General features: G+C 42.5%; 22 protein-coding genes. 13 read left to right on the top strand and 9 right to left on the bottom strand.

Annotated features, from left to right (window positions below):
- Positions 1–27: 27 nt before the first annotated feature.
- Genes NSQ52_RS17745 through ssuE form a run of 3 tightly spaced genes read right to left on the bottom strand, consistent with a single transcriptional unit; the run spans position 28 to position 1,842 of the window.
- The gene (locus NSQ52_RS17745) at positions 28–282 is read right to left on the bottom strand and encodes a glutaredoxin family protein (RefSeq protein WP_024719443.1); all 255 of its coding nucleotides are present in this window, start codon (positions 280–282) and stop codon (positions 28–30) included.
- Positions 282–1,307, bottom strand: a complete 1,026-nt coding sequence (locus NSQ52_RS17740; RefSeq protein ID WP_039165233.1) for an LLM class flavin-dependent oxidoreductase — start codon at positions 1,305–1,307, stop codon at positions 282–284. The genes NSQ52_RS17745 and NSQ52_RS17740 overlap by 1 nt, the downstream gene beginning before the upstream one ends.
- Positions 1,291–1,842, bottom strand: a complete 552-nt coding sequence (ssuE, locus tag NSQ52_RS17735; RefSeq protein ID WP_058337044.1) for an NADPH-dependent FMN reductase — start codon at positions 1,840–1,842, stop codon at positions 1,291–1,293. Before ssuE ends, NSQ52_RS17740 begins: the two co-directional genes overlap by 17 nt.
- Positions 1,843–1,992: 150 nt before the next feature.
- On the opposite strand from ssuE, the gene NSQ52_RS17730 reads away from it, so the two are divergent.
- Positions 1,993–2,877 (top strand): LysR family transcriptional regulator, encoded by an 885-nt coding sequence (locus NSQ52_RS17730; RefSeq protein ID WP_008343536.1) that lies wholly within the window; start codon positions 1,993–1,995, stop codon positions 2,875–2,877.
- Positions 2,878–2,916: 39 nt separating this feature from the next.
- Here the strand turns inward: NSQ52_RS17730 and NSQ52_RS17725 are convergent, their stop codons facing one another.
- Complete coding sequence (locus NSQ52_RS17725; RefSeq protein WP_144679086.1) at positions 2,917–4,245, bottom strand: LLM class flavin-dependent oxidoreductase; 1,329 nt, start codon at positions 4,243–4,245, stop codon at positions 2,917–2,919.
- A gap of 374 nt (positions 4,246–4,619) precedes the next feature.
- Between NSQ52_RS17725 and NSQ52_RS17720 the strand changes: the two genes are divergently transcribed.
- Positions 4,620–5,438, top strand: a complete 819-nt coding sequence (locus NSQ52_RS17720) for a zinc-dependent metalloprotease (RefSeq protein ID WP_327859381.1) — start codon at positions 4,620–4,622, stop codon at positions 5,436–5,438.
- 50 nt (positions 5,439–5,488) lie between these two features.
- On the opposite strand, the gene NSQ52_RS17715 is transcribed toward NSQ52_RS17720, so the two are convergent.
- On the bottom strand, positions 5,489–5,674 hold the full coding sequence (locus tag NSQ52_RS17715) for a 2-hydroxymuconate tautomerase (protein WP_008343530.1): 186 nt from the start codon (positions 5,672–5,674) through the stop codon (positions 5,489–5,491).
- A 107-nt stretch (positions 5,675–5,781) separates the two neighbouring features.
- Between NSQ52_RS17715 and NSQ52_RS17710 the strand changes: the two genes are divergently transcribed.
- Complete coding sequence (locus NSQ52_RS17710; RefSeq protein ID WP_034738184.1) at positions 5,782–6,444, top strand: site-2 protease family protein; 663 nt, start codon at positions 5,782–5,784, stop codon at positions 6,442–6,444.
- A gap of 12 nt (positions 6,445–6,456) precedes the next feature.
- Complete coding sequence (locus tag NSQ52_RS17705) at positions 6,457–6,975, top strand: YwhD family protein (protein WP_007497712.1); 519 nt, start codon at positions 6,457–6,459, stop codon at positions 6,973–6,975.
- 125 nt (positions 6,976–7,100) lie between these two features.
- Here the strand turns inward: NSQ52_RS17705 and NSQ52_RS17700 are convergent, their stop codons facing one another.
- Positions 7,101–9,170 (bottom strand): transglycosylase domain-containing protein, encoded by a 2,070-nt coding sequence (locus NSQ52_RS17700; RefSeq protein ID WP_342473675.1) that lies wholly within the window; start codon positions 9,168–9,170, stop codon positions 7,101–7,103.
- Positions 9,171–9,395: 225 nt separating this feature from the next.
- On the opposite strand from NSQ52_RS17700, the gene speE reads away from it, so the two are divergent.
- The 5 genes from speE to argS all read left to right on the top strand — a co-directional run bounded on the left by speE (position 9,396) and on the right by argS (position 13,809).
- Positions 9,396–10,226 (top strand): spermidine synthase, encoded by an 831-nt coding sequence (gene speE / locus NSQ52_RS17695; protein WP_342473674.1) that lies wholly within the window; start codon positions 9,396–9,398, stop codon positions 10,224–10,226.
- 69 nt (positions 10,227–10,295) lie between these two features.
- Complete coding sequence (gene speB, locus NSQ52_RS17690; protein WP_017360073.1) at positions 10,296–11,168, top strand: agmatinase; 873 nt, start codon at positions 10,296–10,298, stop codon at positions 11,166–11,168.
- 76 nt (positions 11,169–11,244) lie between these two features.
- Positions 11,245–11,592, top strand: coding sequence for a hypothetical protein (locus NSQ52_RS17685; protein WP_342473673.1), 348 nt, complete (start codon positions 11,245–11,247; stop codon positions 11,590–11,592).
- 124 nt (positions 11,593–11,716) lie between these two features.
- Complete coding sequence (locus NSQ52_RS17680) at positions 11,717–12,139, top strand: DUF1934 family protein (RefSeq protein ID WP_008343509.1); 423 nt, start codon at positions 11,717–11,719, stop codon at positions 12,137–12,139.
- Positions 12,136–13,809 (top strand): arginine--tRNA ligase, encoded by a 1,674-nt coding sequence (gene argS / locus NSQ52_RS17675; RefSeq protein WP_008343507.1) that lies wholly within the window; start codon positions 12,136–12,138, stop codon positions 13,807–13,809. The genes NSQ52_RS17680 and argS overlap by 4 nt, the downstream gene beginning before the upstream one ends.
- A 526-nt stretch (positions 13,810–14,335) precedes the next feature.
- Here the strand turns inward: argS and NSQ52_RS17670 are convergent.
- Positions 14,336–15,304 carry a S66 peptidase family protein gene (locus tag NSQ52_RS17670; protein ID WP_163116002.1) on the bottom strand — a complete coding sequence of 323 codons (969 nt, stop codon included), beginning with the start codon at positions 15,302–15,304 and terminating at the stop codon, positions 14,336–14,338.
- A 151-nt stretch (positions 15,305–15,455) separates the two neighbouring features.
- Between NSQ52_RS17670 and cls the strand changes: the two genes are divergently transcribed.
- The 4 genes from cls (at position 15,456) to NSQ52_RS17650 (ending at position 20,217) form a co-directional block, all read left to right on the top strand.
- The gene (cls, locus tag NSQ52_RS17665; RefSeq protein ID WP_025208143.1) at positions 15,456–16,958 is read left to right on the top strand and encodes a cardiolipin synthase; all 1,503 of its coding nucleotides are present in this window, start codon (positions 15,456–15,458) and stop codon (positions 16,956–16,958) included.
- Positions 16,959–17,063: 105 nt separating this feature from the next.
- Positions 17,064–18,779, top strand: a complete 1,716-nt coding sequence (locus NSQ52_RS17660; protein WP_100324676.1) for an ABC transporter ATP-binding protein — start codon at positions 17,064–17,066, stop codon at positions 18,777–18,779.
- Between the two features lie 125 nt (positions 18,780–18,904).
- Positions 18,905–19,147, top strand: a complete 243-nt coding sequence (locus tag NSQ52_RS17655; protein WP_135009584.1) for a hypothetical protein — start codon at positions 18,905–18,907, stop codon at positions 19,145–19,147.
- Between the two features lie 71 nt (positions 19,148–19,218).
- Complete coding sequence (locus tag NSQ52_RS17650) at positions 19,219–20,217, top strand: S66 peptidase family protein (protein ID WP_342473672.1); 999 nt, start codon at positions 19,219–19,221, stop codon at positions 20,215–20,217.
- A gap of 148 nt (positions 20,218–20,365) precedes the next feature.
- On the opposite strand, the gene NSQ52_RS17645 is transcribed toward NSQ52_RS17650, so the two are convergent.
- The gene (locus NSQ52_RS17645; protein ID WP_017360064.1) at positions 20,366–20,620 is read right to left on the bottom strand and encodes a hypothetical protein; all 255 of its coding nucleotides are present in this window, start codon (positions 20,618–20,620) and stop codon (positions 20,366–20,368) included.
- A gap of 73 nt (positions 20,621–20,693) precedes the next feature.
- Positions 20,694–21,656 carry a UV DNA damage repair endonuclease UvsE gene (uvsE, locus tag NSQ52_RS17640; RefSeq protein ID WP_163116005.1) on the bottom strand — a complete coding sequence of 321 codons (963 nt, stop codon included), beginning with the start codon at positions 21,654–21,656 and terminating at the stop codon, positions 20,694–20,696.
- Between the last annotated feature and the right edge of the window lie 4 nt (positions 21,657–21,660).

Here is a 21,660-nt window from a genome sequence, read left to right as displayed (position 1 = left end):
CTCCAATCAAAAGGGTAGTGTGTAATGTCAGCTCAACGCTTTTCGTAAAGTATCGATATCTGGATTCAGCAATGCTTGATACACGTGGGTATCACGGCTGATTTCTACTACTGGCACATAACGGACGCCGTATTTTTCTTCTAAAATATTTCTGTAATGATCATGCTCTGTTACATCAATGGTTGAATAAGTAATGTGCTGTTCGTTGAAATAGGACTGAATGTCCTGACAATAGCTGCATCCATTTTTGCTCCATAAAATGATTTTTTGTTTATTTGACATTAGACGCTCACCTCTTGGTTTATTTGGTTTTTGGCTGTTAGTTCATGATCAAATGCTTCTTTTAATAATGTGATAGACGCTATTCTTGCCTCAATGTCTACAATCGGAGATAGAACAATGAACTCGTTGATATCATATGTCTCGGCTAGTTCAGTCAGCCGGCGATGAACGGTTTCTTTTGTGCCAGCGGTATAACCGGTTTTTTGAACGTGAATGTTGTAGTGTTCTTTTTTTGTTCCTTTCACCAGCTTTTCTGCATCTTCTAGTGACGTCACATTAAGCTTTCTTCCATCGGAAAAGGAGACCTTTACTGTTTCCTTTTGCTTGATGTACGAGAGGGCTTGTTTGTGGTCTTCCGCTACAGATACGGTGATGGCGAGAAGAAATTGCTGGTGCGTGTTCTGTGTCTTGAATTTTTGAAAAGTCTCTCTTGCTTCTTTTAATAATGCGTCATCCCCGTTAATAAAATAGGCAAACACAAAGGATATCCCAAGTTTTGCTGCAAATTCCGCGCTCTCAATACTGCCGCCTAGAAGGAACATGTCGGGTGATACGCTAGGAATTGGCTGAGCATTTAATTCATTTGCTTGTTCAGTTAGATACGTTTTGAGATCCACTAATTTTTGAGAAAAGTCTTTCCGTGACGCTTGATAATCTTCCTGAAGCGCTTGTGTTGAGAGGTTCAACCCTCCCGGTGCTTTCCCAACGCCTAAATCGACTCTGCCAGGCGCTAGAGATGCCAGTACATGAAATGTTTCAGCCACCTTAAACGGGCTGTAATGCTGAAGCATGACACCTCCAGACCCAATTCGCAAATGGTTCGTTTTTGCTAAAAGATAACCAGCGAGGGCTTCAGGGGATGAACCTGCCACTTGAGAATTATTGTGATGTTCAGACACCCAAAACCTGTGATAACCAAGCTGATCTGCTGCTTCAGCCAATCTGACAGTATGCTGAATACCCGTCTCTGCTTTCTCGTTTTCACTGACGAGGCTTTGATCAAGAATACTAAGGGTGAGCGACATTGGCTGTTCCTCCTATTAGACTTTGATATTGAGATAGTGCGAGGTTTAATCTGTCTGTGGCATCTGGATCAAGCACATAGCTATTTGAATCCTGCTTTGTGACCTGTTGATCCACAACATACACGCCAGATTGAACGACGGTTGCACCGAGTTGATGAATGATCGGTTTAAGTGCATATTCAATGACGAGCAAATGCCCGTATGTTCCTCCTAAAACACAAGGAAGGACGGGTTTATCTTGTAATGCTTTCTGGGGAAGTAGATCTAAAAAAGTTTTTAAAATACCGGAAAAAGACGCTTTGTAGACAGGTGTTAACACAATGACACCGTCGCTCTCATTCACAAGCTCAATGGCTTTCACAATGTCCTCGTTTGAAAAATCTGCTCCTATTAAGGCGCTGCTAGGAAGCTGGTGGACTTGAATGACATGAACATCAACCCCATGTAACGCCAAACGATGATGGATATGCTGCAGGACACCGGTTAACCGAGATTGGACAGAATGCCCGCCTGCTATAATCGTTACTTTTGCCAATTCGTCTCCTCCATTTCTGATAATTCCTTCTAAACAACTTGGAATAGTTGATAATATAAATTATAATAAGGCAAACCAATAGAAAAGTATAATTAGTAATCATAAATACACGATTCAGATATTTAAAATACAGGGAGAAGAGGGGTTTTCATGGAGATTCGAGCGATACGCACCTTTGCCACGATCGTGAAATACGGAAATTTTTTAAAAGCAGCAGAAGCGCTGAATTATTCTCAGCCAACCATCACTTTGCACATCAAACATTTAGAAGAGGAAATTGGAGAGAAGCTTCTAGAAAGAGGGAAGACCTTAAAGTTAACAGCATCAGGACAGCTTTTTTATGAAAGAGCCAATTCTTTACTCAATGAATATGAGAAATTGACGAAAACACTCCAAGATTTAGAAGTGGGCATTGCGGGGTTCATTCGCATCGGTGTTTCTGAGCCCACTGCCAGCTTAGAATTTCCTGCCCTTATTGCAGAATTCAAGGAAAGGTTTCCGAATGTAGAATTTTCTGTGCAAGTAGCGGATGCGAATACGTTGAGTTCCTTACTTTCGCATGATGAGATTGATTTTGCGATTTGCGGAGCACCAGAAGCTTCGATGGAGAATAGCTATAAGCCTCTTTTTCAAGATGATATCGTGCTGCTCGTCCCGTCTTCCCATCGATTAGCGGAAAAAGGGGTAGTGGAGGTGACAGATTTAAAGGATGAGACCATTTTATTCACGCCACACAATTGCCCCATCCGTATTCAAATCGAACAACAAATCGTCGATGTCATTGGGACCAATTACAATAAGTTGGAGATTACGAGCAGCATGTCCCATAAACATTATGTTCAGGCTGGATTAGGTGTCTCTCTTTTTACACGAACTGCTCATTCCTTTACTCTTCCAGGCACCAAGGTATTAGAAATAAAGGGCATTCATGTTTCCCCGCCAGTTGGTCTATTGAGGAAAACAAATGATTCGCCAGGAAGAGCCGTACTTCAATTCATTGATCTCATCGAAAATCGACTGCATCAACCAACATGAAAAGAGGGGTAGCCTTTGAGCTAACCCCTCTTTTCATGTTTATTTCACTGTTTGTTTAAGAAACTGATTCTTCTTGATAGGCAGACCCAAATTTTCACGAAGGGTATGAGCTGGATAATTCGGGTCGTAATATCCTCTTTCTACCAATATCGGAATGACGTGCTCCGTCCATTCAGATAAACCGCTTGCTAGAATAGGCGCGCCAAAAATAAATCCATCTGCGGCATCTTCTTCGATCCATTGGATCAGTTGGTCTGCCACTTGTTCATAAGTACCGAAAAAAGCACTTTTGGGAGTGGTTACTCGTAGAGCGACTTCTCTTAAGGTCAAGCTTTGTTCTTTCGCCATTTTTTTAATCGATTCAGTTGTGGATTGAAAGCTGTTTGAACCGGCATCACCGATATCAGGAAATGGCTCATCAAGTGGAAATTGACTGAAGTCCAAGTGATCAAAGAACCTGCCCAGGTAATGAAGGGCTTCTTCAATAGAGACCAGATGTTGAATGGCTTCATATTTTTCTTCTGCTTCTTCGACTGTTCTCCCTGTAATCGGGTGGATACCGGGGAAAATTTTGATGTCAGATGGATTTCTGCCCAGCGCTGCGGCTCTATTTTTCACGTCGCGGTAATATGCTTTCGCTTTCTCAAGTGAGTCTGCATTCGTAAATACTGCGTCCGCTTCTTTTGCGGCTAGATCCTTTCCTGCCTCTGACGCACCTGCCTGGAAAATCACCGGTTGCCCTTGTTCAGATCGTTCGATATTCAAAGGACCTTTGACAGAAAAGTGTTTGCCATGATGGTTTAATGTGTGCAGTTTATCCCGATCGAAGAAAACCCCTGTTGATCGATCCCTTAAAAAAGCATCTTCTTCCCATGAGCTCCAAAGGCCGTTCACTACTTTTAGGTATTCTTCTGCAATTTCATACCGAAGTGAATGGCTAGGATGCGGACGAATGATGTGGTTTTCAGCAGAGCCTTCAAGTGGAGAAGTCACAACATTCCATCCGGCCCGCCCTTTACTTAATTTATCTAGGGATGCAAATTGCCGTGCAATGGTAAAGGGCTCACTGTAGGAAGTGGATACAGTGCCCACAAGTCCAATCTTTTTGGTGACCGCAGCAAGAGCGGATAAGATGGTTAATGGTTCAAATCGGTTCAAGAAATGAGGAATTGAATGTTCATGAATATATAAGCCATCTGCGACAAAGACAAAACGGAAACCCGCTGCTTCTGCCTTTTTTGTCATTGCTTGATAATAATCAATGTTCACACTTGCATCTGCTGGAACGGATTCATCCTTCCATGCATTCATATGACCTCCTGGACCATGTAACATCAATCCAAATTGTATGTGCTTTTTTTCAGACATGTGGATCGTCCCTTCTGTTTTGAAATAGCATTGTTTTTATGTTCTTCATCATAAGGGAGAATCGCAAAGAAGTATAATTCGTATCAGTAAAGTCTGAATTTATCTTTTCTAATATCAATTTTTGCTTCTTTATATGGTGTGGCTGGGTCTATAACAGCACTTTGGAAAAAGATGGATGTTTACTAAGCGAATGTCCCAGATCAAAAGTTCTGCTTTTTGATAAAATGTGTGTCAAAATATCCGAAAAATTAGTGAAAATGACATGTTTCGACTTTCTTCCTGTATATCCAATTCCCTGTTTTTGACTGAATAGAAGGAAAATGGTGAATTTTCAGTGAATATATAACCTTGTGAAAAACAAAGGAGGGATAGGAATGAAAAAGCGTTCAGTCTTTTTGTCATTTTTATTGGTAGGTAGTTTGTTACCGGGGGTAAGTTCAGCTTCAGCACCAGTTGCAAGTTCAGGTCATGGGCATGATCATGATCATGGTCATGCGCCGTTTGAAACACATATTAGTGAAGGGTTGCCAAAGGCAAACGATTTTAAAGATTTGACGAAGGCACCTCCTATTGAAAGAGATGTGACAACAAAGATTTTAGATGAGTCTGGTAAACAGGTAGGGTCTAGAACCTTTAAAGCAAATACAGGAGATTCGATTTCAACAAAAGCTAGTACAGGCAGTCAGAAAGTGACCGTCTATGCAGTAGCTGATGCGCAGTATCGTGCGAAATATAGTGATTGGCAGACGCGCATTGTCAGCATCATTGAGCAAGCGGATGTGACATTTAACCGTGATCATGATGTGGACTTTGTCGTACAAGCCGTAGGGTCTTGGACGTCTTCAGGATCAAATGCATCACAAATTTTGTCTAACCTTCAGCGCAGCTTTGATGGCAGAGGATACGATTTTGTCACAGGATTTACAGCAAATCCAAACTTTGATGCTGGCGGAATCGCTTATGTCTACAATAGTGCACCAAGCGGAAGTGCATTCGCTGTTAACCTTGACCAAGGAACAGCGAATACAGCAAAAGCGGCTACGCATGAATACGGCCATAACTTTGGCTTACCGCATGATCCTCAAGGAAGCGGAATTGTCTGCTTAATGAATTATGATTATTCTTACACTGTCGATTTCTTCGATGCGGCTCATAAAAATCAGGTGAACCGTAATAAAGCTTGGTACAGATAAGGTAAGAAAAAAGGACAAACACCGAAAAAGTGTTTGTCCTTTTTATATGCTTACAGGTCGCTCATTCGCTTTCCTGCTACAGCATAATGTTCTTTTTTCATTTCTTCAATAATGACAGAGACTTTCTCTGCACCTGCACCTGTTGTTTCAACAACGGCATCTGTGACTTTCTCCACAAGAGCTCTTTTCTGCTCATCTGTTCTTCCTTCAAGCATTTGAACGGTGATAATCGGCATAATGGCAACCTCCTTTTTCCTGTAGTGCTACGCTTCCCTTTAGTTTAAGGGACTTCTTATAGTATACTGAATGAAGTAAATCATTGTATAGAAAGAAAGAGGGATTCATGCCTTTGGACCAATTTCTTGTTTATCCATTAGAACTGATTCCATATGTCGCCATTACGCTTGTTGTGGCTTTTACGATGCACGAGCTGGCGCATGCATATGTTGCGTATCGTTTTGGAGATCCGACAGCTAAAAATCAAGGGAGACTGACGCTCAATCCATTGAAGCACCTTGATATTTTCGGGACGATCTTGATCTTTGTGGCTGGGTTTGGCTGGGCGAGGCCTGTACCTGTGAATCGGTACCATTTCAAAAACCCACGTCTCGCAGGGATATGTGTGTCGATCGCAGGACCTTTAAGCAATTTGGTTTTGGCATTTTTGGGCTTTTGTGTGTATGCGCTTCTTCAGAAATTTGGCGGGGAGTCGCTCATGCGCTTTGAGCCGGGGGTTGATTATTTCTTCCAAATCTTTATTAACTTGAACGTGATTTTGTTCCTATTTAACTTATTACCGATTCCGCCGCTGGACGGATATCGTATTATTGAGGATGTTGTCAGTCCCGGCATCCGTGCGAAGATGACGCAGTTCGAACAGTATGGAATCATCATTTTCCTCATCTTCGTCATCACACCGCTAGGTCAGTTTGTTTTTGTTCCATTGATCGGAATGCGGGATCAAATCATATACTGGTTTAATCTTATTTTGAAGCCGCTGCTTTAGGAGGTCTAATGAATGGAAGGTAAAAAGAAGAAACCAATTGGTTTTAATATCATTAAAAAAACAGATGCAACGGATGGGCATGGAGGTTTTGGGGCAGGTGCCCTCAGCCTTGATAATATCTCGCCGGTGATCATTGATGTGGAGGAAAAGGAAGCCGTCATTGATATTGGTGCGATGCATGCAAGAAGTGCCGTCGAAAAAGGAATTAAATTTTTAAAAACCAAAGAAGAGGTACCTAACGGAAAACCGTATTGGCTCGTATGGGTGACGATTGACCGTAGAGAAGAAGGGCCATATTATGCAGGAGTCACAGCTTGTGAAATGACGGTTGACCGCTCGATCCGCAGAGGATATAAGTCACTTCCTGAGCATGTGAATTTAATGGATAAATCCATGAAGCGTAAAATCGTTGTCAGTCATATGGATGATGGTTCGAAAAAGGTGCTCGCTGATTTCTTGAAGAGTCACAATGAAGCGTTATGGGAAGCATCCACAGATGAATTAAAAGAAGGATTGGCTGTTCCTGAGTAATTGTGAAATTTTTGTGAAGAATGATGAATGGATACCAATTCCAAGCGTTTTTTCAGTAAACTGGTGTTAAGGCTAGGACATGGAGAATCCCGAGATGCAGATCTCGGGGTTTTTCATGTCCATTTTTAACGTTTCAGCCACTTTTCCCACCATTTCTTAGGCTGTTGATCTTGAGCTTTGTCTTGCTCAGAAGCTTTGTTCTCGGCACCATAGCAGACACCGGTCGGCTCCGTTCCTTCTATAAAATAGGTAAATACCTTTGATTCGCATCCTGGGCCTGCGAGATCACCGGTTTTTGGATTGATATATACGCCTTTTACACCGTCTGGCGGCATGAAGGAGGAGGCTGGTTGGTTTGAGAGGGCTGATTCCATAAAGGAAGCCCATATCTTTTTCGCATAGGCGGTTTCTTTGACCGAGTCAATGGTGCGTCCTTTATCGTAGCCGGTCCACACACCTGTGACGAGCTGGGGAGAGAAGCCGATCATCCAGCTGTCAGCGCCTGTCGTCCCCGATTTCCCTCCATACGTTCTGGTAAGATCTTTTGAAATGGTACGACCTGTGACACTTGTATAGCCATTTAATTGATGATTGAACATCCCTGACATCATGTCAGTGGTGACAAATGCTGCTTTTTCATCTAGTACTTGCTCTCGTTTTTGTTTCTCCTCAAAGAGTACGTTGCCCTTTGCGTCCGTTACTTTCGTAATAAAGGTTGGCTTGACACGTTTTCCTCCATTGACAAGCATCGCGTAAGCATTGGTCATTTCGATTGGTTTGACAGGTGAAGTACCTAGCGCAAGTGAAGGCACTTGATCTAGTTTTTCGTGAATCCCAAACGTTTTGCCTGCACGTACAAGCTGTTCCATTCCTAAAAATAGATGGGTTTTGACCGCATAAATGTTATCAGATAGAGCCAAAGCCTGAAGCATCGTAATGCCGTCATTGGCATAATAGCCGTGATAGTTGCTTGGTGAATAAGCGGCGCCGCTTCCTTGTTCATCCAGTTCAAAAACAGTTTCTTCACTGCGCATCACGGTTGCTGGTGTAAACCCATTTTGCAAAGCCATGTAATAGAGAAGCGGTTTCATTGTTGAACCCGGCTGTCTTTTCGCTTGTGTGACCCGATTGAATGGGCTTTTCTCGTAATCTCTTCCCCCGATGAGGGCAAGGACATGACCTGTCTGGGGATGAATGGCGGTAAAACCAATTTGGATACCTGATTCAGAATCCATGATGTTGGTTAAAGTCTTTTCAGCGATTTTTTGTAATTCAGGTTGTAAGGTCGTTTCGATATGAAGACCATACGTTTCAATTTGTTCCTCGGTTAAGCCCAGCGTTTGTTTCAGTTCGCGAATCACATCATCATAAAAATACGGGGCCTGCTTTGCTTGCAGCTGCTTTTGTTTGAGCGGGCGATAGGACAGCTTTTCCTGGCTGGCATCAGCAGCTGCTTTTTTCGTAATCATGCCATCCTCTTGCATTTGCCTCAGAATCATATTCTTTCTTACGCTGGCTTTCTCCTCATTCACATAAGGGGAATAGAGAGAAGGGCCCTTTGGAATACCGGCAAGCAAGGCAGATTCAGCTAAAGTTAAGTTCTTCGCTTTTTTCCCAAAGTAAAGGCGGGATGCCGCTTCCACACCGTATGCGCCGTGGCCATAATAAATGGTGTTCAAGTATCCTTCCAATATCTCATCTTTTGTATAGTTTTGTTCTAAGCGGATGGTGTAAAAGGCTTCATTCCACTTCCGCTTCCATGTTTTATCATGATCTAAATATAAATTTCGTGCGTATTGCTGGGTGATTGTGCTGGCGCCTTGTACTTTTGCCATTGCACGAATATCTGCCACCGCAGCACCTGCCATTCGTTTCACATCAAAGCCGTGATGCTGATAAAAGGTTTTATCCTCAATCGCGACCACTGCTTGCTGTATATGAGGGGACATGTCCTTTAACGGAACCCAGTATCTCTTTTCTCCAAAGCTCGATTCGCCAAGTTTAGACCCATCGGCTGCATAAATGGTCGTGGATTGGGGAACTTGAACAGAGGGAGCGCCTTGCCACTTAGCTAGTAAAAGAATCGTCAAAAAGACTGTGCCAGCAAATAGAAAAGCGAGCAAGCCGATAAAAAAACAGGCCCGAATCGTTTTCACGGTCATGCGGATTTTTTTATTACTCATGATTGTGTCCATGCAAAGCCCCCATTTTGACGGTTTTTTATCAGTATGGGACAAAGAAAACCGTTTTAAACAGGCGACTGCAAGGGTGTGCTTTAAAAATGAAGTTATCTCATGCGGTTCTTTACAATTTGATACGAATCCACTATACTTTTTTCTTGGACAATCGATATAGTCATAGCCGATAAAAGGCGCTAACAATAGATGTTTGTTTATTATTGGATGAGAGGAAGATGAACGATGAGCGAACTTTGGTATACAGAGAAGCAAACGAAGAATTTTGGCATTACATTGAAGGTGAACAAAACCCTTCACACAGAACAAACAGATTTTCAGCATTTAGAAATGGTGGAAACAGAAGAGTTTGGTAATATGCTGTTTTTAGACGGTATGGTGATGACATCAGAGAAAGATGAGTTTGTATACCACGAAATGGTGGCACATGTTCCTCTTTTCACTCATCCAAATCCGGAAAATGTTCTTGTCGTAGGCGGAGGAGACGGTGGTGTCATTCGTGAAATCCTGAAGCATCCAAGTGTGAAAAAAGCGACACTTGTTGATATTGATGGCAAGGTCATTGAATACTCGAAGAAGTTCCTTCCTTCAATTGCTGGGAAACTAGAAGATCCTCGTGTAGAGGTGAAAGTCGGAGACGGCTTTATGCACATTGCGGAAGCCGACAACGAATATGACGTGATCATGGTTGACTCAACTGAGCCAGTTGGACCAGCTGTGAACCTGTTCTCTAAAGGTTTCTATGCAGGAATCTCAAAAGCACTCAAAGAAGACGGTATTTTCGTTGCACAAACGGACAACCCTTGGTTCACACCTGAGTTAATTACAAATGTACAGCGTGATGTAAAAGAAATTTTCCCGATTACCAAGCTATATACAGCGAATATCCCAACATATCCAAGCGGTCTTTGGACATTTACTATCGGTTCTAAGAAGTATGATCCACTTGCTGTAGAAGACAGCCGCTTCTTTGATATCGATACGAAATATTACACAAAAGAATTGCACAAAGCGGCATTCGTTCTGCCGAAATTTGTGAGCGACTTAATCAAATAAATCAAGCGAAGTGGAAATGCGCAAATGACCGTTTGCGCATTTTTTGAAGCGTAAAAGGAGGAATCTTGCATGAGATTCGACGAGGCTTATTCAGGAAAAGTGTTTATTGGAAGTCATCCGACATGGGAAGATGCGAAAGTCATTTTATACGGGATGCCGATGGATTGGACCGTCAGTTACCGTCCCGGCTCACGTTTTGGCCCGAACCGTATTCGTGAAGTATCCATTGGATTAGAGGAATACAGTCCTTATTTAGATCGTGAACTGCACGAGGTGCCATTCTTTGATGCTGGCGACATCCCGCTTCCATTTGGCAATGCACAGAAAAGCTTAGATTTAATTGAAGAGTATGTCGACAGCATTTTAGAAAAAGGGAAGTTTCCATTAGGAATGGGCGGCGAGCATCTTGTGTCTTGGCCGGTTTTCCGTGCGATGTATAAGAAATACCCTGATTTGGCAATCATCCATATGGACGCACATACAGATCTTCGTGAGGAATATGAGGGTGAGCCGCTTTCACATTCGACACCGATTCGTAAAGTTGCAGGACTTATTGGACCTGAAAATGTATACTCTTTCGGCATCCGTTCTGGGATGAAAGAAGAATTTGAATGGGCAAAAGAAGCAGGCATGCACATTTCTAAATTTGAAGTACTCGAGCCATTGAAGCAAGTATTGCCAAAGCTAAAAGGGCGTCCAGTGTATGTGACGATTGACATTGATGTACTTGACCCAGCTCATGCACCTGGTACAGGAACGGTAGATGCTGGCGGTATTACGTCAAAAGAACTGCTGGCATCTATTCATGCCATTGCTGGTTCTGATGTGCATGTCGTCGGTGCAGACCTTGTAGAGGTAGCGCCTGTATATGATCATTCCGATCAAACGGCGAATACAGCAAGCAAACTTTTACGTGAAATGCTGCTTGGATTTGTGAAATAACATTGATAGAGGAGCTTGTCATCTCATATGGACAAGCTCTTTTTTTACATTGGTGACATGATAAAGGAGGCAGGTCGTGTTTTCTTCTGTATTGATGGTATTACTCGCTTTATGTGTGTTAGCGGCAGGCTTTCTTACGCTGAAAAGAGAGCTTGCAGCGAGTACGCCCACGTTCACCTCGAAAAAAGAGGCAAAAGATGAGATGGTTCATCTGTTTCAGGATCGAGGCTTTTTCTATCTTACTGGCATAGCGCTGTTGATGCAGTTTGTTTATAAGCAAGGGCATCTTCTCCCATTTGATTTCTTTCAGGCATTTTTGGCAAGTTCAGGTATCCAAGCACTGTTTTATCTCATCAATCGAAAAAGCGCAGGGCTCAAGACTGGACTCGTGATAGGGGTGAGCTTCATTTTTCTTTTATTCTAAAGAGACATGTGAAGATCAAAAAGGGGGTTTCATCCACACGAAGATGAGAAATGATGGGATGATAGGCAATCGGGATTATGGTATACTATTTTAGTTAAACGGGTCTTAGCAAAGGAAGTGCAAAATGACACAAAACCAAATTTCAATTCATGTAAAGTCAGTGATGAAACCAGAGACGGAACCGGCTGAAACGATCGAATTCCGAACAACTGGAACGTATCAAGAGAAGAATGACAAAACGTATCTCACTTACCATGAAGAACATGAAATGGGTCAAGTAAAAACTGTTGTCAAAATAAGTGAAAAAGAAATTTTTGTCATGAGATCAGGTGCAATTCAAATGAAGCAGCGCTTTCTCACTGGAGAAACGACCGTGACACATTACACGATGCCATTTGGCACACTTCAGCTCGATGTACACACACATGGTATTGATCTTGATGTAGACAATGGGCTTCTACACATTACGTACGATATGCTGACAGGTGAAGATCAAAAGCATTTACATACATTATCGATTTCATATAAGGAGGATTTACGTTCATGAATATCGCAGAACAGGTCAAAGATGCGTTAAAAGAAGAAATCATTGCGGCAGTCGTCAAAGCAGGACTTGCTGATGAAAGCCAGGTGCCGGATGTTCTTTTGGAAGTGCCAAAAGACAAAACTCACGGTGATTATTCCACCAATATGGCGATGCAGCTTGCCCGCATTGCGAAAAAAGCACCTCGTCAAATCGCCGAGGACATCGTCAATGCGTTTGATAAAGGCAAAGCGTCAATTGAAAAACTGGATATTGCAGGTCCAGGATTCATCAACTTTTATATGAACAATCAATATTTAACGAAACTGATTCCGGCAGTTCTTGAAGCAAAAGAGGCTTATGGCGAAACGAATACAGGCGGCGGTCAAAAAGTGCAAGTCGAATTCGTCTCAGCCAACCCAACAGGTGACCTTCACCTTGGACATGCCCGTGGCGCAGCTGTAGGAGATTCTCTTTGCAACATCCTTGATAAAGCAGGCTTCGACGTGAGCCGTGAATACTATATCAACGATGCAGGCAATCAGATCAATAACCTTGCTCTATCTGTAGAAGTACGTTACTTTGAGGCGCTCGGTCTTGAAAAAGAAATGCCAGAGGACGGGTACAGAGGAGAAGACATCAAAGGCATCGGGCAGAAACTTGCGGATGAATTTGGTGACCGTTTCGTGCATGAATCAGAAGAAGAGCGTATGAAATTTTTCCGTGAGTACGGTTTAAAATATGAACTAGAAAAACTACGTGTCGACCTAGAGAATTTCCGTGTCCCATTTGATGTGTGGTATTCTGAAACGTCTTTATATGAAAACGGAAAAATCGAACCAGCGCTAGAAACACTTCGCGCTAAAGGCTATGTCTTTGAAGAAGACGGCGCAACATGGTTACGTTCAACTGATTTTGGTGATGACAAGGACCGTGTCCTGATTAAAAAAGATGGCAGCTTTACGTACTTGCTTCCAGATATCGCATATCATAAAGACAAATTAGACAGAGGTTTTGACCAGCTCATCAACATTTGGGGGGCCGACCATCACGGCTACATTCCTCGAATGAAAGCGGCGATCCAAGCACTCGGATATCCAGCGGACAAACTGGAGGTCGAAATCATTCAACTCGTTCACCTTTACAAAAACGGTGAAAAGATGAAGATGAGTAAACGTACAGGTAAAGCCGTCACAATGCGTGACTTGATTGAAGAAGTGGGCTTAGATGCTACTCGTTATTTCTTTGCGATGAGAAGTGCGGCGACACATATGGACTTTGACCTAGACTTAGCGATTTCTACGTCTAACGAAAACCCTGTGTACTATGCACAATATGCACATGCGAGAATTTGCAGCATGCTTCGTCAAGGGGAAGAAAAAGGCTACGAGCCAAACCTTGAAAAAGCAGATTTCTCTCACATTCAGTCGGATAAAGAATACGATCTTCTGAAAATCATCGGCAGCTTCCCAGAAGTTGTAGCAGAAGCAGCAGAAAAACGTATTCCGCACCGCGTTACAAACTATATCTATGATCTAGCATCAGCCCTTCACAGCTTCTACAATGCCGAAAAGGTCATTGATGTTGAAAATGAAACAAAAACAACAGCACGTCTATCGCTCATGAAAGCAACACAAATCACGCTTGCGAATGCATTAAAACTTATCGGCGTATCTGCGCCAGAGAAGATGTAGTGGAATGAAGGAAAGCCCCGCTCTATTTTATGAGCGGGGCTTCTTTATATAAAAAACCCGCTATTCTCGAGAGATAGCGGGTTTTGAACATTAACCAAGCGTATTAATAATGTTAGAAATAGAATCGAATAATTGACTAAGTACATCAGAGAACATAGAGCGTATCCTCCCTTCAGAAAGCATGTAGTATGTGCGTGTCATAGGAATTACCCAAGTGTGTTAATGATGTTAGAAATAGAATCGAATAATTGGCTAAGTACATCAGAGAACATAGTTTGTATCCTCCCTTCGGCAAGCATGTAGTATGTGTGCGTTAATGGGATTATCCAAGTGTATTAATAATGTTAGAGATAGAATCGAATAATTGGCTAAGTACATCAGAGAACATGTTTTTGCCTCCTCTCTTTTCTTTTTACATCTACTTAACGAAGGGGATGAAGGGTTGGATCACTTTTTCTAAAAAAATTTTAAAAAAGAAATAAAACCTAAAAAGCACCCTCATATGTGGGTGCTTTTTAGGTTTTATTTATGCATGAACACGCCATTGGATTTGTCCGCCGTCGCAGGAGAGCTCGGCACTCCCGCCAATCGGCAAGGTGAAGACCGGCTGTGTATGTCCGATATCGACATCGTAAATCACTGGAATGTGTTGAAGCATTGGGTGCTTATCTAGGATGAACCTCAAATGTTCCTCTGTCATTTTGGATTTCTTTTGAAAACGTCCGATGATTAACCCTTTAATGGATTCGGCATGCTGCAAAAGCGAGGCAAGGTCTCTGGCGAATGTTTCAGGAAAGACCAAGTCATCATCTTCTACAAATAAGATGGCATCCTTGATGCGAGGCATAAAGGGTGTCCCTTGCAGTAAGTTCAGTGTACAAAGATTTCCGCCATACAAGGTGCCTTCAGCTGTTCCTTCCTGATAAATCCCCCATGTTGTCGGATGAAACTGCCTATTTACTTGATCAAGATACCACGCATCATCACTCCACTTTGTAGAAGGGGTGACATCAAATGGCTCGCTACTCATCACGCACGCTTGAAACATGGCTGTCTGCTCCTCTTGTCCTTGTTCCATTTGGAAACTGGAGAAATGAGGGCCTGAGTACGTCACCATGTCACATTTGGCGGTAATGGCGTTTGCAAGTGCGGTAATATCACTGTAGCCGCAAAGAACTTTTGGGTGTTGACGAATCAAATCATAATCTATATAAGGCAAAAGCTCATTGCAGTTAAAGCCGCCGATTGCTGTCAAAATGCCGTCGACTTCATCATTTGAGAATGCCTCATGTAGATCAGATAAACGGTGTTCAATAGAAGAAGAGGAATGCAGATCACATTCAAACACGTGTTGTCCAAAAGAAACAGTGAACCCTAATGCCTCTAAACGTTTTTTCGCCTGAGCTATTCCTTCTTCTGATAAAATGCTGGCACTTCGGCTTGGAGCAATTACCCGAATGTGGCTTCCCTTTTTTAAAGCAGATGGTGTACGCATAAGTCATTCGTCCTTTCCTTCACATATTTTCCATTATATCGGATCAAAACGCTCCAGTCTGTAAAAGCTAAAAGAAAGCAGCAAACCGAGCGTTTCAGACGAGCTGTGCAAAGGGTATGGAAAAGAAAAAGACAGAATGAGGGCGGAGAATGTGAAAAAGAGGAGACTGGAATTTCTATTTTTATATTTCATGATATTTGGGGCATATGTGGTGTTTTGGTGGCCAGTGCCGGCGTGGGGTTTTCAGCTTTACGCAGCTAGTTACATCGCCATCATTTTATTTAGTATTATTTCGCTCATGCTAGAGAACCGGACATCACAGCACACGCTGTTATGGATGTATGTACTGATCTTTTTCCCGATCATCGGCTATATGTTTTATTTGTTCTCGGGGCAGCTTTATGTCAAAGGACATTTGTTTAAATCAAAGAGAATGTATAACCGAGAAAAATTACGCAGAATATCAGAGCTTGAGAGTAAGCCGGATGAGACGCGTTTAACCGATAATCAGCGTGCTTTTTTTCATTACACAGAAAAAGCGACAGGGATGCATGTAAATACAAATAGTGATATGGAGATTTTAAAGAATGGAGAGGAAACCTTTCCACGTATTTTTGAAGAATTAAAAAAGGCAAAAACGTTCATCCATATAGAATATTACATGTTCAAATCTGATTTCCTCGGTCACCGGATGATGGAGATCCTGATTGAAAAAGTGAAAGAAGGAGTAGAGGTCCGCTTCATCTATGATGCGGCTGGCAGCATTCGCTTCTCACGAAAAGATATTAAACGATTGAAGCAGGCAGGGATAAAGGTCGCTCCTTTTCTGCCATTAAAATACGGATTCTTTAATCAAAAATTCAATTTCCGAAATCACCGAAAAATCGTGATTATTGATGGAGAAACAGGATTTGTTGGTGGGCTCAATGTCGGGAAGGAATATGTAGGACGCGATGAAAACATCGGCTTTTGGCGTGACACGCATACGATGTTAAAGGGTGAAGCCGTTCAGACACTTCACTCCATATTTATGCTGGACTGGGAGTATGTATCAGATGAAGTGTTAATTGATGATCCGAAGTATCACACCCCGCATCCTGTGACAGGAGAAGATGTCATTCAGGTCGTGCCGACTGGACCTGATATGAAGGAAAGTATGAGTGATTTATATGACGCACTCATTTCGAATGCACAGCAATTTGTCTGGATTGCGACCCCTTATTTTGTCCCAAATGAATCTATTCGCACAGCGTTAAAAATTGCGGCGACAAGAGGGGTGGATGTGCGTGTGATGGTGCCTGAGATTAATGATGGATTTCTCACGCAATACGCCACACGATCTTATTTTTCTGAGCTTTTGAAAGAGGGCATCAAGGTGTATCACTATCAAAAAGGGTTCATGCATCAAAAGGTCATGATTGCAGATGGAGAACTTGCCTCTGTCGGAACGGCCAATGTTGATATGAGAAGCTTCCAACTCAATTTTGAGGTCAATGTCTTTACAGCGGCAAAGAAACCGATCGAGCAATTGATGGCTCATTATGAGGAAGATATGAAAGAATGTGAGCAAATGGGGCCGGTTCATTTTTATAAAAGGGGCTTAAAGGAACGTTTAAAGGAATCGTTTGCGCGATTGTTTTCAGGTGTATTGTGAGGGTTTCCAGAGAAAGAAATCATTTCCTGATCTAGTATTTCGATAATGATTCCTCTATAATTGAAAATGATTATCAATTATAGAGGAAGTGAGGTTCTTTTACATATGCTAAAACGCTTTTTTGCCTATTACAGGCCCTATCGTGGTCTGTTCTTTTTAGATTTCTTTTGCGCTGTGGCCGTTGGGCTCATGGAACTAGGTTTCCCGCTCATCGTGAACTACTTCATTGATACATTATTACCAACAGGGAACTGGACGGTCATTGCCTGGACCGCACTTGCGCTGTTTGTCATTTACGCACTCAGCTCAGTGATGCAATTTATCGTGTCGTATTGGGGACACATGCTTGGCATTAACATTGAGACCGATATGAGAAAAAAGCTATTTGATCATTTTCAGCGTCTCTCATTTAAGTTCTTTGATAACAACAAAACGGGTAAGCTTATGTCTCGAATGACCAATGACCTCATGTACATTGGTGAGGTGGCTCATCACGGACCTGAGGATTTGTTTATTGCGATTATGACCATTCTTGGCGCCTTTGCCGTCATGCTCATGATTAACTGGCAGCTTGCCATTTTAACCTTCTTGATTATGCCAGTCATCATCTGGTTAGCCCTTCATTTTAATAAAAAAATGACACAGGCGATTACACAACTCAACAATGACATTGGAGATTTTCATGCAAGGGTTGAAAACAATATTGGCGGTATTCGTCTTGTTCAAGCCTTTGCAAATGAACATTTTGAGAAAAAGCGCTTTGCTGAAAACAACAACCGCTTTCGAAAAGCGAAACTTCTTTCCTATAAAATTATGTCAGTTAACGGATCAATCAGCTATATTCTCACAAGGCTTGTGACGCTGTTTGTCCTTCTGGCAGGTACATGGTTTGTCCTTCAAGGTCAATTAACGGCAGGCGGATTTATCGCCTTTGTCTTGATCACAAATGTGTTATTCAGACCAATTGATAAGATCAACACGGTGATTGAAATGTATCCAAAAGGCATTGCCGGTTTTAAAAGCTATGTCGATTTGCTTGAAACAGAGCCAGATGTGAAGGATACAGAAGGAGCACGTGATATTTACGGCTTGAAAGGTGAAATTGAGTATCGAGACGTGACATTTGGCTACGATGAGCACAGTCATGTATTGAAGGATATCAACTTAAAGATCAAACAAGGGGAAACTGTTGCGTTTGTCGGGCCATCAGGAGCGGGGAAATCGACCATTTGTAGTCTGCTGCCTCGTTTTTATGATGTGGACGAAGGAGACATCACCATTGATGGTGTGAGCACAAAATCGATGACCTTGTCCTCTTTAAGACAGCAGATTGGCATTGTGCAGCAGGATGTCTTTTTATTCTCAGGCACCATTCGTGAAAACATTGCGTACGGCAACCTAGAAGCGAGTGATGCAGACATTTGGGAGGCGGTGCGACGTGCCCATTTAGAGGAGCTCGTTCAGCGTTTCCCAGAAGGGTTGAATACGGTCATTGGTGAACGCGGCGTTAAGCTATCCGGCGGTCAAAAGCAACGCCTGTCAATTGCACGGATGTTTTTGAAAAACCCGTCTATTCTTATTTTGGATGAAGCGACGTCAGCACTTGATACAGAAACAGAAAAAGCGATCCAAGACGCACTAAGCGAACTGGCAGTCGGCAGGACGACACTCGTCATTGCTCACCGCCTTGCGACAATTAAACATGCAGACCGAATCATTGTCGTGACAGAGGAAGGCATTGAAGAACAAGGCCGCCATCAAGATTTAATTCGAATGGGCGGTGTTTATAGCAGACTGCATGAAGCGCAGTTTGGTCATTGAAGAGAAGTGATTGAATGAGTCCAGCTATTAAGCTGGGCTCTTTTTGATAGGATAAAATCTTCTTTTCCATTTAAATGGAATGTTGATATACTATAAGGCAATTGGATTCAAAAGGAGAGGATGGCTTGAGTGAAACGGCAAAAACAGTCATGATCAAAAGAATTCACTACGTGACGCTCGTTGGCTTATTTATCTTAATCATTCCCGCTGGACTCAATCCAGTCTTTTTTTATGTGGGAATGATTTTGTTTGGCATCAATACTGGAGTGAACGTCATAGGTAGTTCTCTGAGCAGAAAAAAGATATTTGCGATGCTGGCCATCAGTTTTGCTGTCATATTGTTTGGGCTGTTTAAGCTCTTATATTAAATCTGAGCCCTTTTGAAAAAGGGCTTTTTTTGCTAGGATAGTAAAAACTCGTGTAGGAAGGATCTGATGGAATGAAGGGGCTTCGGCATTTACAGAAGGGCGATAAAATAGGTATTTATTCTCCCTCAAGTCCAGCATCTGCCACCTCGCCTCTTAGGTATGAGCGGGCGAAGGAATGGCTTGAACAAAAAGGATTCATTGTAGTACCAGGATCATTAACAGGGAAAGAGGATCACTATCGTTCGGGAACGATTCAAGAACGAGCAGCTGAGCTGAATGAGCTGCTGGCGAGAGAAGATTTGTCCTGTATCATGTCGATGATTGGGGGGACGAACTCGAATAGTTTGCTGCCTTATCTTGATTTTGAGCTGCTGAAGAAGCATCCGAAAATCATGATTGGTTATTCAGATGCGACGGCGATTCTTTTAGCGGCTTATGAAAAAACGGGTCTGCCTGTTTTTTACGGGCCTGCACTTGTGCCGTCTTTTGGAGAGTTTGAACCATTTGTTAATCATACATATCAATCTTTCGAGGACATTCTCATTCATCCGCAGCCCATCCCATATCAGGTGAAAAAGCCGCCCTTCTGGACGGACGAACGGATCAACTGGGAAGAGAAAATACGAGAAAAAGAAAAACGTCCAAACGATTGGATGTGCGTCATTGAAGGGCAGGCAGAAGGCAGACTGATCGGCGGGAACCTAAATGCCATGTATGGCATATGGGGAAGTGAATTCATGCCTCAAATCCAAAAAGGCGATATCCTTCTCATTGAAGATTGTATGAAAACCGCCTCCACCGTCGAAAAGAACTTCTCTCTGTTAAAGATAAATGGTGTGTTTGAACGGGTATCTGGTATCCTCTTAGGGAAACATGAGCTGTTTGATGATGAAGGAACGGGCAAAAGGCCGCACGATCTTTTACTTGAAGTACTGGGAGATACAAAGAGGCCGCTCATCGCAGAATTTGACAGTGCCCATACGCATCCGATGCTCACGATGCCAATCGGTACACAAGTAAAAATGAATGCAACGTCACGCGAGGTTTGGCTGACAGAAGCATGGATATAAGAAAAAGAGGTGCTCACGAATGCGCAATTCGCTCCTCGTCCTTCCTAGACGTCAAAGGTTTTCTATCACACTGAAAAGAAGATAAAGGGCTAAAATAAATTTTATTTTAGCCCTTTATCAACAATCTAGAGCAGCCTTAAGACTACCTTTACGAAGCATGTTCTTTTTCAAACGGCTGAAGAAGGTCTTGTGCCTCTTTTCCTTCTACCACGATTAAATAGTCTGATTCTAAATGAGTAAGCCTGAAGGTTTCTAGCTCTACGATGTTCTTAATGTTGCACATTGTTTTTTTAGAATATACATATAAACGATGCTGAGCGTGTTGGCACTTTTCGTATAGAGAAATAAGCTTATGTAAATTCAATGCTTTCGCAGCAATTCGGATTGAATAGATTTGTGACATCTTCATATCCTCCTGTTAAATACTTTCTCACAATAGCTTTGTTACCCCCGTTGTGATAGAGGTAAACCTTTCTCTACGATTTCCTCTCAATGGTGCCTCCGCCCGTCCGCCGATTGCCTCTGATCGCTGACAGTTCTTCAACAAGACGGAGCAAAGCATGATCCTTTTTCTTTGCCTCAATCATAAAATCCACATCACGACCATACGACTTTAAAGCTTGAAAAAGTGGCAATACAAAGGACATCTCCACTCCATCCGCATGGCTTCGTATCGCCTTTTCTGATTTTGGTGAGGATAAGTGGATTTTAGGCGGTATGCCAGTGTTTGCCCACGTGTCAAACACTCTTGGCAAAATGTCATCAAGTGCCGCATCATCATCTTTGTTTGCAATGTGATGGTGGTAATCAAATACAAACGGGATGCCATGCTTTTCACAAACATCAAGCGTTTCTAATGACGTATAGGTTTTGTCATCATTTTCAAGCGTCATTCTCGCCTTGATATGTGCAGGAAGCTGCTTTATATTTTCATCAAAACGCTGTAAAGCAGATGCCTTGTCGCCATATGCACCTCCGACATGAATGTTCATATAGCCTTCCTTTTCAAGCTCCATGGCCTCAAGCATTTCATAATGATAGGTCATATCAATGACGGCGTTTTCTGTAATGGAAGGTTTTGGACTTGTGAACAAAGTAAATTGATTGGGGTGAAAGCTCACTCGTAATCCGTGCCGCTTTACGAGTTGACCAATCTCTAGAAATTCTTTGCGAAAGGGTGTCACAAAGTCCCACCGCACCTCAGGATGGGTGGCGAGCGGGACAATCGAGCTTGAAAAACGGTAAAGCGGAATATCATGGGCAATCGCAAAATAAAGCGTTCTTAATGTATTGACGAGGTTGGCTTTCGTCGTTCGCAATAGAGCCTCTGTCCTCTCTTCCTTTGAGAGCTTACTGTATCTTGCAAAGGTCAGCGACTTGGCAGGTGAAGCTTCCCATAAAGTGACGGCGTTGGATACATAACCAAATCGATAACGCATAGGT

Origin of the sequence: Bacillus sp. FSL W8-1141 (assembly GCF_038593205.1) — a bacterium.
In the GTDB taxonomy this organism is placed as follows: domain Bacteria; phylum Bacillota; class Bacilli; order Bacillales; family Bacillaceae; genus Bacillus; species Bacillus altitudinis.
Note: the sequence above shows the minus strand (reverse complement) of the source record. Positions and strands in the feature narration are given on the sequence as shown.